Origin of the sequence: Cutibacterium namnetense (genome assembly GCF_001642025.1) — a bacterium.
GTDB classification, from domain to species: Bacteria; Actinomycetota; Actinomycetes; order Propionibacteriales; family Propionibacteriaceae; genus Cutibacterium; species Cutibacterium namnetense.
The window spans coordinates 121,827-133,647 of sequence record NZ_LWHO01000013.1 but is presented as its reverse complement, the minus strand read 5'-3'; the positions used below and the strand labels follow the sequence as shown (position 1 = coordinate 133,647).

Genomic DNA, 11,821 nt, shown 5'->3' with positions numbered 1-11,821 from the left:
TACACGTATACGTGAGAGGGCGGTCCGAACATCACGCGGGCGCGCGGAGTCGGCCCACGAAAGGCATGGGAGGCGGGGTCGTTGAGTCCCATGTACGCCTCGACCTCGGTGAGGCGGATCCCCACCAGGCCGCGCCAGATTGTCGCCCCGAGTAGGAGCGGGGCAACCTCGGTAGCGGGAGCTGAGAGGTCGATCATTCTTTGGTGGCGTACAAAAAGTGGCATGCGGTACAGGTAGCGGCGGTCACGGTGATGACCGCTGGCCAGGCGCCGATCTTTTTCGCCAATCCATGAGAAGTGCCGAAGGCTGCTAGGTAGGCCGTCCCCAGCAGGCCGGCGATCTCGGCGGTATGGACGTCCTCGGCCTTGTTCAGGTTCATGATCCGAGTCTATGTAACGAGCGGGCTAGGACGCCCGGGTGAACATGAGAATGGTATGCATTAAAGAGATTTCATATAAATGAATGCTGATATACGATGTGAATATGAGCGAGGACGTGGCACCAGAGGACTTCGATCCCGTCGTTCGGCTGTTCGCTGCCCTGGCGAATCCGATTCGGGCACAGATTGCCAATCGCCTGACCGCTGGTGAGGCATCAGTCGGAGAATTGTCAGAAATCGTCGGAGCCAAGCAGCCGCTGGTTTCGCATCACCTCAAGGTGTTGCGCAGCGCCCATCTGGTAGCAGCGCGCAAGGACGGGCAGAAGGCCATGTACTCGCTCACTGACGACCATGTGGCGTCCATTTTCCTGGACGCCTTTAACCACATGAAGGAGCACAACCATGACTGTCACCACTGAGCATCGTCCTGCCGAGACCCACAAGCACACCCACGGCCCGGGTTGCGGCCACGAAGCTGTGATCCACCATGACCACGTCGATTACCTCCATGACGGGCACGTCCACCACGAGCATGACGGTCATTATGACGAGTGCTCCACCTGCCAATGTGGGCACTGCAATGATTCGTGCGCGAACTGCAACTGCGAGGACTGCGCCTGTCCCACCTGTCAGCACGCTGCCTGAGCACATCTCACGCACTGAAAGCGCTGAACCCCTGACCGGGGGTTTAGCGCGTTATCGAAAGGTCGTTGTTACAGCGTAATGACGACTTTCCCGATCATGGCTCCGGACTCGACGGCTTCGGTGGCCTCACGCACATGCTGGGCCGTCAAGCCCTCAATGTGACGGGTCATCGTCGGACGGATCTGCCCCTTATCGACGAGATCGGCGATGCTGGCGAGCGCCCGCCCTTGTTCGGCGACATCAGGCGTCCCGAACTGGGGGCGGCTGAACATTGACTCGCTAGTCACCGTCAACGACTTTGTCTTGAAGGCCATGAGATCGAAGGAGTCGGTTCCGTCGATCGTGACCAGATGCCCGAACGGTGCGATGATCTCGGCCAAGACCGATGCCGGTGGCGTGTAGGCCGAGAGGATGCCGTCGAACCCGGTAATACCGAGATCACTGACCTGCGGGGCGAGCGGTTCGTGATGGTTGATGATTCCGGTGGCTCCCATGTCCTGACACCACTGTGCGCTCTCCGGGCGCGAAGAGGTCGCAACGACTGGGCCGCGGGTGATAGCCCGAGCTAGCTGGATGGCCGCCGATCCGACGCCACCAGCGCCGCCGATCATGAGGAACGCCTTGTCGCTGCGTTCTTCGGGGGTGCCTAAACGGATGTGGTCGATGAGGGCTTCCCACGAGGTCAGAGCAGTGAGTGGCAGGGATGCGGCCTCGGCGATGGACAGCGATGACGGGCGTTTAGAGGTGATCCGCGAGTCCACCAGGGTGAATTGCGAATAGGTGCCGGCACGATCGCGGCTGCCGGAGTGCCACACTTCGTCACCGACGCTGAAACCGCTGACCTGCGAGCCAACTGCGCGCACGACCGATGCGGCGTCAAATCCCAGCACGCGCGGATGCGAGAGTGTTCCAGCGCCTTTGCGCAGCTTGACGTCGATGGGATTGACCGAGACGGCCTGAACCTCAACAAGAAGATCGTGCGGCCCCGGGGCGGGTACTGGCAGGTCAACATCGACGAAGCATTCGGGATCGGAGACCGGGAGGGGCCCGGTGATGGCGACGGCATGCATGCTTTCCATGACCCCACGGTAGTGCCGACCGGGCTGTTTGGGTACCGCTATCAGCGCTGCATATCGACGAATCGTGAGTAGTGGCCTTGGAAGACCACCGGCACGGTCCGCGTCGGTCCGTTGCGGTGTTTGGCGACGATGATGTCGGCCTCGCCGGCGCGCGGGGACTCTTTGTCGTAGACGTCCTCTCGGTGCAACAGGATGACGACGTCGGCGTCCTGCTCGAGTGACCCGGATTCGCGCAGGTCGCTCATCATGGGCTTCTTGTCGGTGCGCTGCTCGGGGCCACGGTTGAGCTGGGAGAGGGCTACGACGGGGATTTCAAGCTCCTTCGCCAGCAACTTGATCTGGCGGGAGAATTCCGAGACCTCCAACTGTCGCGACTCCACTTTCTTACCGGAAGTCATGAGCTGCATGTAGTCGATGACGATGAGCTTGAGGTCGAATTTTTGCTTCATCCGCCTTGCCTTGGCGCGGATTTCCATCATCGTCAGGTTCGGGGAGTCATCAATGAATAACGGTGCTGAGGAGATCTGCGTAGTTTTGTCGACCATGCGCTGCCAGTCCTCTTCGGACAGGCGCCCCGCACGCATCCGAGACAGTTCGATCCCGGCCTCGGCAGATAGCAATCTCATGACGATCTCGTTACGCCCCATCTCGAGGCTGAAGATCGCAGCCGCGAGGTGATTTTTGATCGCTGCGGCGCGGGCAAAGTCGAGGGCCAGGGTGGACTTTCCCATGGCCGGCCGGGCGGCAACGATGATCATCTGACCAGGCATGAACCCGTTGGTAAGTTCGTCAAGGTCGGTAAAACCAGTGGGAATGCCGGCCATGGCGTCGCCGCGAGCCTCGATGGCCTCGAGCTCGTCAAAGGTGCTTTCGAATAGTTCCGAGAGCGGGTGGTACTCCTCGCTGGTTTTGCGGGTGGAGACGTCGTAGAGGGTCTGCTGGGCGGCGTCGACGATGTCGGCGACTTCTCCTTGCCCCTGGTAGCCCATCTGGGCGATGCGGATTGACGCTTCGACTAGGCGACGAAGAACGGCTTTATCGGCGACGATCTTGGCGTAGTACGCCGCATTCGCGGTAACGGTGACATTGGTCAGCAACTCTGCGAGGTAGAGGCGTCCACCAGCTCGCTCGAGTTCGCCGCGGCGGTCCAGTTCATCGGCGGTGGTGACGGTGTCGGCTGGGTCGCCACGGCCGTATAGATCGGTGATGGTGTTGAAGATGAGCTCGTGTCCAGGGCGGTAGAAATCGACACCCTTGATTTCCTCGACGACGTCGGCGATGGCGTCTTTGGACGACATCATGGCGCCTAGTACGGACTTCTCGGCGTCAATGTCCTGGGGAGGATTACGGTCCAAGGAAGGTCCGGGCTCGGCGGGTGCGCTGGACATGGCGGCTCCTTCACAGCTGACAGGGTGACTAGTGTGCCGAGTCTTTCTCATCAAGGCGACGCCCGCGTTCCCACGTGGGTCCGACACGTTCTCGAGAGTGAGTGTGCCACGATTTTAGGTGCCTTGGGGAAGGGTTATCCACAGGGCTTGTGAGTAATGCCTGGATCGGTGTGGACTGCCTGGGGATAACGTGTGGATAACTCGGTAGATCGGGGGATATGCCGTGGAATACTACTTGGTAACTGCGGTCTGACTAGGTGATATGGCCGCTCTGTGAGTTATTGGACGAAAATTTTCGGCGTGTCGCGGTGGGGATAGCGTCCAACTCGAATGTGTGCAAATGGGGTTTGAACGCGGCTCACGCGCCAGCTAGTGACAGGTTATCCACAGGGGCTGTGGATATAGATGTTGGCCTCTGGGGCGGGTCAAATGCTCCGTGGGGCTATCGGCAGGCGAGGTGGACATGGTGCGAGGTGGCCAGGTAATTGCGGCCTTGTCTGAGATACCCCCACAGGGTACGTTGTGGTGAAGAGGAGGACGCATGACCAACTCGGATGACAGCTGCTATGCCCCCGACGTCGAATCTTCGGCGTCTGGTGAGACCTGCGGGGCATGTGGTTGTAACCACCCCCAGCATGGGTATCTCGGACATAAGGACATGCACCTGCGCCGTCTCAAGCGGATCGAAGGGCAGGTGCGCGGCCTGGAGCGAATGGTCGATGAGGAGAAGTACTGCATCGATATTTTGACCCAGGTCTCAGCAGTCACCTCGGCCCTCAAATCCTTCTCTTTGGAACTGCTCGCCGAACACATGAGCCACTGTGTTGCTCGTGCGGCACAAGCTGGGGGGCAGGAGGCCGAGGACAAGATCACCGAGGCCAATCAGGCCATTGCCCGCCTCGTCAAAGCCTGATGACAAGCACACTTGGAGGAATAATGCACAAGACCTACACCATCAACGGAATGACCTGCGAGCACTGCGTCAAAGCGATCGTCGAAGAGGTCTCGGCCCTTGACGGCGTCGATAACGTCACTGTCTCCCTCGAATCCGGCTCAATGACGATCGACTCGGCCGAAGAGATCCCCTTTGGCAAGGTCGCCGATGCCGTTGATGAGGCCGGCGAGTACACCGTCGCCGAAGCCGCATCTCTTGACACTGCTGGTCATCCCGGTGGCCAGTGCGGTTGCGGAGGCCATGGCCACGCCGAGAAGAAGACTGAGGGATCGGGTTGCGGCTGTGGCGGCCACCAGCACTCCGAGGAAGCTGCCGCTAAGCATGCCGAGCATGCTGGTAAGGGCAGTTGCGGTTGCGGATGTGGCGGCCACCAGGCCTGAGTCACCCGTCTCCGTCGAGATCTTGATGTCGGGCCCCGGGGTCTGGCCGCATGACGCCGTCAGACCCCGACCCCCGACACTGTCTTTCCCCACAGCCCACCGGCCTCCTGGGCCGCTGGGATTGCCGGTAACAAGACCGGTAATCCCGATGCCACGGACTCCGGTGGGTGGTCCACGAAGGAAAACATATGCCTCCCCTGACTCATCCGGACGCGCAGTCTGAGCTAACGGACGCGACGGAACCTACCTCCGTCGACCTCGACATCACAGGTATGAGTTGCGCCTCATGCGCCGCCCGCATCACCAAGAAGCTCAACAAGGTTGACGGGGTCCAGGCCACCGTTAACTACGCCACCAGCAAAGCCCATGTTCTCACTGCTAGGCCTATCAAGGTAGACGACCTCATCGGAGTGGTCGAGGCTGCTGGCTATGGGGCGAGTATCCCCACACCGGCTGCACCTCCTGAAGACCACGCGGCAAAAATTCGCACCAGACTGATAGTCGCCGTCATTCTTGCGGTGCCAGTGATGCTGCTCTCGATGATTTCCGCCCTGCAGTTCGACGGATGGCAGTGGTTGGCGCTGGCTCTTAGCCTCCCGGTCGTCTTCTGGTGCGGGGAGGGCTTCCATCGCGCTGCTTGGACGAACCTGCGGCATGGCGCCACCTCAATGGACACTCTCATTAGTCTCGGCTCTTTGGTCTCGCTGGGGTGGTCGGTCTGGGCGCTGGTATGGGGCAATGCCGGACACGTCGGTATGCGCCACCGCATGACATGGGCCCTTGAGCGCACTGATCCTTCGTCTGCCCTGTACCTAGAGGCATCAGTCGGCGTCATCACTTTTATTTTGATCGGGCGGTGGATTGAGGCCCGTAACCGTGCTGAGGCCGGGTCCGCCCTGCAAGCGTTGCTACGGATGGGCGCCAAGTCGGTGCGCGTGATCCGTGACGGGCGGGAGGTCACCGTCCCGATCGAGGCCCTCACGGTGGGGGATCACTTCGTTGTGCGGCCGGGGGAGAAGGTCGCCACCGACGGTCGGGTTGCTGAGGGGAGCTCGGCGATCGACGCGTCCCTTGTTACCGGAGAGTCATTGCCGGTCGAGGTGACCGTCGGTGACGAGGTAATCGGCGCCACTGTTAACACCTCCGGACGGCTTGTTGTGGAGGCAACCGCCGTTGGTTCAGATACCGAGCTGTCTCGCATCGCCACTCTTGTTGAGGCTGCTCAAACCAGTCGCTCTAAGACCCAGGATCTTGCCGACAAAGTCTCGTCGATCTTTGTGCCGACAGTTTTGACCATCTCGGCCCTGACGATGATCGTGTGGGCTGTGTTGGGTCAGGGGGTCACGGCGGCTTTCACCGCTGGGGTAGCGGTCCTCATCATTGCTTGCCCCTGCGCCCTGGGCCTGGCAACCCCGATGGCCTTGCTGGCTGGCACGGGCCGCGGTGCCCGGTTGGGAATTGTTATTAAAGGTGCGGGATCTTTGGAGAGGGCCCGCGGTATTGATGTCATGGCGATGGATAAGACCGGTACCCTCACCACCGGTCGGATGGCCGTGGTCGCGGTGTGGGACGAGTCCGGGCGTGCGGTGAACATTTCTGACAGCTCACCGGCACTTGCCGTTACAGCAGCGCTTGAAGCGGGGTCAGAGCACCCGATTTCGCGGGCCATCGTTGCGGCGTGCCCAGGTGTGGCCCCCGCGCAGGACTTCCAGGCTCTGCCTGGCCTTGGGGTCAGTGGGGTTGTGAATGGGTTGCCGGCCAAGGCTGGGCGGGCGTCGCTTTTTGATGCCATCCCTGACGTGCTGTCGAAAAATGTCGAGCAAGCCCAGGCTGAGGGCCGTACCGTGCTCGTAGTAGGGCGAGGTGACGAGATTCTCGGCGCCATCGCGGTGAGTGACGAGATCAAGCCGGAAGCTGCCGTCGCGGTGAAGCGGATGGTTCAAGCTGGCGTGCGCCCCGTGCTGGTGACGGGTGATAATTCCGGCGCTGCGGCCCGCGTGGCGTCAGAATTGGGTATTGGCGAGGTCATGAGCGAGGTCATGCCCGCTGACAAGGTCGACGTCGTCACTCGGCTGCGTTCGGGCGGCACCCGTGTCGCGATGATGGGGGATGGAGTCAATGACGCTGCTGCCCTTCAGACGGCAGATTTAAGCATCGCTATGGGGACTGGCACCGACGTCGCCATCGCTGCCAGCGACATCATTTGCACCCGAGGTGATCCGCGTCTGGCGGTTGACGCCCTGTCCCTGGCTCACGCCACGGACCGCACGATTCGCCAGAACTTGTTTTGGGCTTTCGCTTACAACGTGGTTGCTATCCCGGTCGCGGCTGTGGGGTTGCTGAGCCCGGTTATCGCGGCTGCGGCGATGGCCTTCAGCTCGGTGTTTGTTGTCACGAACTCGATGAGGTTGGTGCGTTGGCATCCTGAGATGAGCGATTCAAACTGAGTATTTGGTACGGGCCCGCTGCCGGGGGATCATGTCAGGGAAATGGCTTTATGGCGCGGTTTTCGCGGGGCTTGGGGGGTGATGTGATCCTTGCCGAGTACGCGTTTGAAGCGAGCGAATCTTAAGTTTCTCAGTAAATCTTTGGATTCTTCGGATGATCTGTTCTATGGTGTTGGCCGTGCCTTCCACCGGAAGGCATGTTGGTGCGTGCCAGTGTGGCTGACGCCGTTCCCGTACCGGGCTCTCGAGCCCCCGATACTGAAGTGGTCGAATGTCGAAAGTTGTAGCTTCCGCGATTGCCGGGGCCCTCAGCCTCACCTCGGCTGGTGGCCTGACGATGGTCCAAGCGCTTGATCGAGACACCGTGACCTTCTCCTTGGACGGAGTCTCCCGGCAGGCTAAGGTCAAGCCGGGCACGGTCAAGCAGGCCCTCGCTCAACAGGGGATCACGGTTGGCCCGCACGACGACGTGCAGCCCTCGCTGGACTCTGAGATCCACGATGGTCAGGTCATCACCGTTAACTACGGTCGCCGCGTCGTAGTCACTATTGACGGCAAGAAGGTGGTCCGTTGGACCACAGCCAAGAACGTTTCCGAGGTTCTGGCCCAGCTGAACCAGTCGGATCCTGACAATCTCGTATCGGTGTCGCGCTCGTTGGACATTTCGCGCGCCGGGCTGTCCTTCTCGATGCAGACGGCTAAGGATGTCACGGTCACCGTCGGTGGCAAGACTCAGAAAGTCACCGCGGTCGGGACCGTTGCCGACGCCCTCAAGGCAGCCAAGGTCAAGGTTGATTCGAACGATGGCGTCGACCCCGGCCTGGGCACGCCGTTGGTCGATGGCATGAAGATCACCCTGACGATGGTGGATCAGAAGCCCCAGAAGCGCCGCGTCGCCGTCCCCTTCACCACCAAAAAAGTTGAGGATTCCAGCCTGCCCAAGGGTGAGACCAAGGTCACCACTAAGGGTGTTAACGGCATCAACGAGGAGACCTGGCTTGTCGTCTTTAAGGACGGCAAAAAGGTGTCCGAGAAAAAGGTTTCCGTCAGGGTCGTCAACGCCCCTGTGACCCAGATCGTCAAGGTTGGTACTAAGAAGGCTGAGCCGTCGAGTTCTGCCTCGCGCTCATCCTCCGCCTCGAACGGTTCCGGCTCCTCCTCGAATCCGGTGATCAGCGGTACTACCTGCGTGGCATCCACCTACGGTGAGGGTGACGGTACTGCGGGTGGCCCCACCGCCTCTGGTGAGACCTTCGACCCGTCGGCTTTTACTGCTGCGTCGAGGACTCTTCCGCTGGGATCGACTATTCGCGTTACGAACGTCAGCAATGGTCGTACCGTGAGTGTGCGTATTAACGATCGCGGTCCTTACGTCGGTGGACGTTGCCTCGACCTCTCGACGGCGGCGATGAACGCTATCGCTCCTGGACAGGGGCTGGTGACCGTCCGCTACAGCTGATTGCTGCCCGAGCCCTGAGGCGTGCGTGTCCGTCCGCCTCAGGCGATGGGAAAGCACACGTCGCAGACCGGTTCCTCCATGCTGGTGGTGTCCCAATCGGCCCAGTAGACCTCGCGTGGCGCGGCATTGCGCGTTAGCCCGGCTTCCTTGAGCCAGGCATCGAAGTCGTCGTAAATCTCGTCAATATCGGGGTATTCCAGTTCGGCTTTGGTGACGGTGACCCATGCTTCTCGATGGGCCTCAACGTTGCGGATAGCGACGTCACCGGGGAGCACAGAGTCATTGACGGTACTCCGGATCGGTTGGCATACCTCGACGGTTCCATCCTGTTCGCCAGTGAGACCATCGTGGTATATGACAAACGGGAAGGCCTTGCCGAGGGTAGAGTCACTGGGGGCGAGGCGTTCAAGAACCTCGAAGGCTTCGTCCATGAAAGGGCCGAGCTCATCAATGGACACTACTCGAGTCATCGAAATGACTCGGCAGGCTTCGACTTCTCTGATATTGACCGGACGATCCACTATTGACCTCTGCCCGGTCGAGGTGGCTCAGCCGTCGTGTCCTTGCTTGTGGACGCCGCGTGGCTACTCTCGGAGGACTGGCTCAGTGCGCGATGGCGTCCGTACTCGTCAAGGGTCGGCATGCCATAGGCACGGGCGGTTTGGTCGTGCAACTCGATGACCTGACGACGAATTCGTTCCGAGAACTCGTGGGCGATCTCTCCAGGAACGGGGTCCATAGGGTGCCCGATAGCTACGTGGACCGATGGGCGTCCCTTTGGTAGCCCGGCTTGCTCGGACGGCATGGCCGCCCACGCGCCTACTAGAGCGATTGGGATAACCGGAACTCCACGCGAGATAGCCAGAGCGGCAGCCCCGGGCTTGAAGGTGCCCATTGCGCCGGTGCGAGACCGGGTGCCCTCCGGGAAGATCAGCAGCGGGACACCATCGGTTAGCAGGGACCCAGCCATACCGCGGTGGGAGCGGGGGCTATGCGCGCCATGTTTGCTCTTGCCTTTGCCTCGGTCGACTGGGAACGCGTTGAAGAAGAGCACCGGAGCGATGGACTTCCACCAAGCGGTGAAGAAATAGTCGGCGGCAGCCCCGGTAGCCAGATATTTCGACAGTCGCTTGGGAAGGGCCCCAAAGACGAGTGGGGCGTCTAAGTGAGAGGAATGGTTGGCAACGGCGACGTAGGCACCGTCGAGTCCGTCGAGGTTGTCGGCTCCGTGGACGCTAACTTTGACGACCTTCCACACCAAGGGACGCAACAGCAGCATATTTGCCGCCTGCCGCGTCACGGCGGACAGGTCATTGGTGTACCGACCTCGGTCCTTAATGGGTTTGACGTTGGCCATCTCAGGCCTCGCCTCCCGAAGCATGTCGAGGATGATCGTCCTTGTCTCGAGACGAGGACAGGGTTCGTGACAGGAATCTCATGGCGGAACGTGGGGTATGTGTGGCCACTGCGATGAAAAACTTCCAAAGTGGGGTGGGGATAGATACCACCTTGCCATGGTTAAGGTCATCGAGGGCTTCGCGCACCAGAACCTCAGCGTCGATCCAGAAAAAGTCTGGCAGATGGTTGGCAGTGACGTTTGCGCGGGAGTGAAATTCGGTATGCACCCATCCGGGGCACAGCGCCATGGCTGTGACGCCGGTGCCGGCAAGCTCGTTGGATAACCCCTCGGTGAAGGTGAGTACCCACGCTTTGACGGCTGAGTAGTTGCCGGTATTGATCCATGCGCTTGACGAGGAGAGGTTGAGAATGGCTCCGTGGCCGCGGGCCTTCATCGCCCGCCCAGCTGCCGCCGAGAGCACCAGGACTGCCCGCATCATGACCTCGAAGGCGCGGTCTTGCAGCTCGAGGGCATCAGGGTCAAGGATCTTGGTGTGCACTGCGAACCCGGCATTGTTGACGAGTAGATCAACGGGATGGTTGGGGTCCTCGACCCGAGTGGCGATTCGGTCGACGTCCTCGCGACGCGATAAGTCTGCCGCAATAGTCTCGACGGAAACTCCGTAACGGGCTTCAACGTCCGCCTTGATCGCGGCCATGCGCTCGGTATCGCGGGCGACGATGACGATGTCGTCACCGCGGGCAGCCAGTTGGGTGACGAATTCGCGGCCGATGCCTGATGTTCCGCCGGTGACCATGCTCGTTGCCATGCCGCCCAATCTACGGCACTGCGGGGAAGGTCACCATCATCGAAGGGACTTTCGTCAGTGTTCTGTCCTCTCGAAGACCGTCAGTCGTAGGGCAGTTGCTACGTCATGGCACAGTATTGGCATGACGAAGTGGATCATTGGCGGTCATGTCGACACCGCTGACGCCGTGGTGCAGGCGGCAGCACGTGAAGCTGATATCGCTCAGATCAGCCTGGGCGATCCGACGTCGTGGAAGAAGCCGGTCTGCAACTTTCCAGGCGGCCCGCAGGCGCTGCGGGAGGCCGCTGGGGAGGCTGGGCTGACGTTGGTTGTGCACTCCGCTTTCGTCATCAACGTCGCTTCCCTCAATAACCGTATCCGTATTCCCAGCCGCAAACTGCTGCAGCAGACTCTTGATGCCGCCGCTGAGGTTGGCGCGATGGGGGTTGTCGTCCATGGTGGCCACGTGCGTGCCGGGGAGTCGATTGAGAAGGGTCAGGACAACTGGCGCAAGGCTATTGACAGCCTCGAGATGCCGGTGCCGCTGTTTGTAGAAAACACCGCTGGTGGGGACAATGCGATGGCGCGGTTCCTGGAGAGGCTGTCGGGGACCTGGGAGGCCATTGGTGCTGCGTCGGGGCACGAGAGGGTGGGGTTTTGCCTGGACACCTGCCACGCTTTCGCGGCCGGTCTTGACATGACGAGTCTGGTCGACGATGTGCGTGGCATTACGGGTCGGATCGACCTAGTGCACGCTAATGATTCTCAAGGCGCCGTCGGGTCGGGGCGGGACCGTCACGCTAATTTGGGGGAAGGCCAGTGTGAGGCCGATACCCTCGTCGATGTCATCCATGCTGCACAGGCCCCGATCGTCGTCGAGACTCCAGGAGACGCTGAGGGGCAGGCTCGCGATATCGCTTGGCTGCGTGAGCGCTTGTGACT

The 11,821-nt window shown here is 60.9% G+C and carries 14 protein-coding genes and 1 pseudogene; 7 read left to right on the top strand and 8 right to left on the bottom strand.

Features of this window, described 5'->3' with window-relative positions; genetic code table 11:
• Positions 1-126 precede the first annotated feature (126 nt).
• Both A5483_RS12740 and A5483_RS10750 read right to left on the bottom strand, forming a co-directional pair.
• Positions 127-197 (bottom strand): annotated as a pseudogene (locus tag A5483_RS12740) (DNA-3-methyladenine glycosylase); the annotation flags it as partial.
• A complete protein-coding gene (locus A5483_RS10750; RefSeq protein WP_063811803.1) occupies positions 194-379 on the bottom strand; it encodes a hypothetical protein in 186 nt (61 codons plus the stop codon). The pseudogene A5483_RS12740 and the gene A5483_RS10750, both read right to left, overlap by 4 nt.
• Before the next feature lie 104 nt (positions 380-483).
• Between A5483_RS10750 and A5483_RS10745 the strand changes: the two genes are divergently transcribed.
• Both A5483_RS10745 and A5483_RS10740 read left to right on the top strand, forming a co-directional pair.
• A complete protein-coding gene (locus A5483_RS10745; RefSeq protein ID WP_052647590.1) occupies positions 484-798 on the top strand; it encodes an ArsR/SmtB family transcription factor in 315 nt (104 codons plus the stop codon).
• Positions 782-1,024, top strand: a complete 243-nt coding sequence (locus A5483_RS10740) for a hypothetical protein (RefSeq protein WP_063811802.1) — start codon at positions 782-784, stop codon at positions 1,022-1,024. The genes A5483_RS10745 and A5483_RS10740 overlap by 17 nt, the downstream gene beginning before the upstream one ends.
• Before the next feature lie 68 nt (positions 1,025-1,092).
• Here the strand turns inward: A5483_RS10740 and A5483_RS10735 are convergent, their stop codons facing one another.
• The gene (locus A5483_RS10735; RefSeq protein ID WP_063811801.1) at positions 1,093-2,103 is read right to left on the bottom strand and encodes a zinc-binding alcohol dehydrogenase family protein; all 1,011 of its coding nucleotides are present in this window, start codon (positions 2,101-2,103) and stop codon (positions 1,093-1,095) included.
• Between the two features lie 41 nt (positions 2,104-2,144).
• Entirely contained in the window at positions 2,145-3,491 is a 1,347-nt protein-coding gene (gene dnaB / locus A5483_RS10730) for a replicative DNA helicase (RefSeq protein ID WP_002549113.1), read from the bottom strand.
• A 541-nt stretch (positions 3,492-4,032) separates the two neighbouring features.
• Here dnaB and A5483_RS10725 point away from each other — a divergent pair.
• Together A5483_RS10725 and A5483_RS10720 are read left to right on the top strand one after the other, a co-directional pair.
• Positions 4,033-4,404 carry a metal-sensitive transcriptional regulator gene (locus A5483_RS10725; protein WP_002549202.1) on the top strand — a complete coding sequence of 124 codons (372 nt, stop codon included), beginning with the start codon at positions 4,033-4,035 and terminating at the stop codon, positions 4,402-4,404.
• A gap of 23 nt (positions 4,405-4,427) precedes the next feature.
• Positions 4,428-4,826, top strand: a complete 399-nt coding sequence (locus A5483_RS10720; RefSeq protein ID WP_002549057.1) for a heavy-metal-associated domain-containing protein — start codon at positions 4,428-4,430, stop codon at positions 4,824-4,826.
• A 59-nt stretch (positions 4,827-4,885) separates the two neighbouring features.
• Here A5483_RS10720 and A5483_RS12570 read toward each other — a convergent pair whose 3' ends face one another.
• Positions 4,886-5,014 (bottom strand): hypothetical protein, encoded by a 129-nt coding sequence (locus tag A5483_RS12570; protein WP_277619708.1) that lies wholly within the window; start codon positions 5,012-5,014, stop codon positions 4,886-4,888.
• Here A5483_RS12570 and A5483_RS10715 point away from each other — a divergent pair, their 5' ends adjacent.
• Entirely contained in the window at positions 5,015-7,273 is a 2,259-nt protein-coding gene (locus tag A5483_RS10715; RefSeq protein ID WP_063811800.1) for a heavy metal translocating P-type ATPase, read from the top strand.
• A gap of 271 nt (positions 7,274-7,544) precedes the next feature.
• Complete coding sequence (locus tag A5483_RS10710; RefSeq protein WP_002549071.1) at positions 7,545-8,732, top strand: septal ring lytic transglycosylase RlpA family protein; 1,188 nt, start codon at positions 7,545-7,547, stop codon at positions 8,730-8,732.
• A 38-nt stretch (positions 8,733-8,770) separates the two neighbouring features.
• Here the strand turns inward: A5483_RS10710 and A5483_RS10705 are convergent, their stop codons facing one another.
• Genes A5483_RS10705 through A5483_RS10695 form a run of 3 tightly spaced genes read right to left on the bottom strand, consistent with a single transcriptional unit; the run spans position 8,771 to position 10,900 of the window.
• Entirely contained in the window at positions 8,771-9,253 is a 483-nt protein-coding gene (locus A5483_RS10705) for a GyrI-like domain-containing protein (RefSeq protein ID WP_002549127.1), read from the bottom strand.
• Positions 9,253-10,089: a lysophospholipid acyltransferase family protein gene (locus A5483_RS10700; protein ID WP_002549175.1), complete on the bottom strand. Its 837-nt coding sequence runs from the start codon at positions 10,087-10,089 to the stop codon at positions 9,253-9,255. Before A5483_RS10700 ends, A5483_RS10705 begins: the two co-directional genes overlap by 1 nt.
• Before the next feature lies 1 nt (position 10,090).
• On the bottom strand, positions 10,091-10,900 hold the full coding sequence (locus A5483_RS10695; protein WP_002549120.1) for an SDR family NAD(P)-dependent oxidoreductase: 810 nt from the start codon (positions 10,898-10,900) through the stop codon (positions 10,091-10,093).
• Between the two features lie 121 nt (positions 10,901-11,021).
• Here A5483_RS10695 and A5483_RS10690 point away from each other — a divergent pair, with 121 nt between their 5' ends.
• Positions 11,022-11,819, top strand: a complete 798-nt coding sequence (locus A5483_RS10690) for a deoxyribonuclease IV (RefSeq protein WP_063811799.1) — start codon at positions 11,022-11,024, stop codon at positions 11,817-11,819.
• The last annotated feature ends 2 nt before the right edge of the window (positions 11,820-11,821 follow it).

Excerpts from the sequence above, each read along its gene's own strand:
- A5483_RS10750 (WP_063811803.1), bottom strand. The coding sequence starts at position 379 with ATGAACCTGAACAAGGCCGAGGACGTCCATACCGCCGAGATCGCCGGC.
- A5483_RS10745 (WP_052647590.1), top strand. The coding sequence starts at position 484 with ATGAGCGAGGACGTGGCACCAGAGGACTTCGATCCCGTCGTTCGGCTG.
- A5483_RS10740 (WP_063811802.1), top strand. The coding sequence starts at position 782 with ATGACTGTCACCACTGAGCATCGTCCTGCCGAGACCCACAAGCACACC.
- A5483_RS10735 (WP_063811801.1), bottom strand. The coding sequence starts at position 2,103 with ATGGAAAGCATGCATGCCGTCGCCATCACCGGGCCCCTCCCGGTCTCC.
- dnaB (WP_002549113.1), bottom strand. The coding sequence starts at position 3,491 with ATGTCCAGCGCACCCGCCGAGCCCGGACCTTCCTTGGACCGTAATCCT.
- A5483_RS10725 (WP_002549202.1), top strand. The coding sequence starts at position 4,033 with ATGACCAACTCGGATGACAGCTGCTATGCCCCCGACGTCGAATCTTCG.
- A5483_RS10720 (WP_002549057.1), top strand. The coding sequence starts at position 4,428 with ATGCACAAGACCTACACCATCAACGGAATGACCTGCGAGCACTGCGTC.
- A5483_RS12570 (WP_277619708.1), bottom strand. The coding sequence starts at position 5,014 with ATGTTTTCCTTCGTGGACCACCCACCGGAGTCCGTGGCATCGGGATTA.
- A5483_RS10715 (WP_063811800.1), top strand. The coding sequence starts at position 5,015 with ATGCCTCCCCTGACTCATCCGGACGCGCAGTCTGAGCTAACGGACGCG.
- A5483_RS10710 (WP_002549071.1), top strand. The coding sequence starts at position 7,545 with ATGTCGAAAGTTGTAGCTTCCGCGATTGCCGGGGCCCTCAGCCTCACC.
- A5483_RS10700 (WP_002549175.1), bottom strand. The coding sequence starts at position 10,089 with ATGGCCAACGTCAAACCCATTAAGGACCGAGGTCGGTACACCAATGAC.
- A5483_RS10695 (WP_002549120.1), bottom strand. The coding sequence starts at position 10,900 with ATGGCAACGAGCATGGTCACCGGCGGAACATCAGGCATCGGCCGCGAA.
- A5483_RS10690 (WP_063811799.1), top strand. The coding sequence starts at position 11,022 with ATGACGAAGTGGATCATTGGCGGTCATGTCGACACCGCTGACGCCGTG.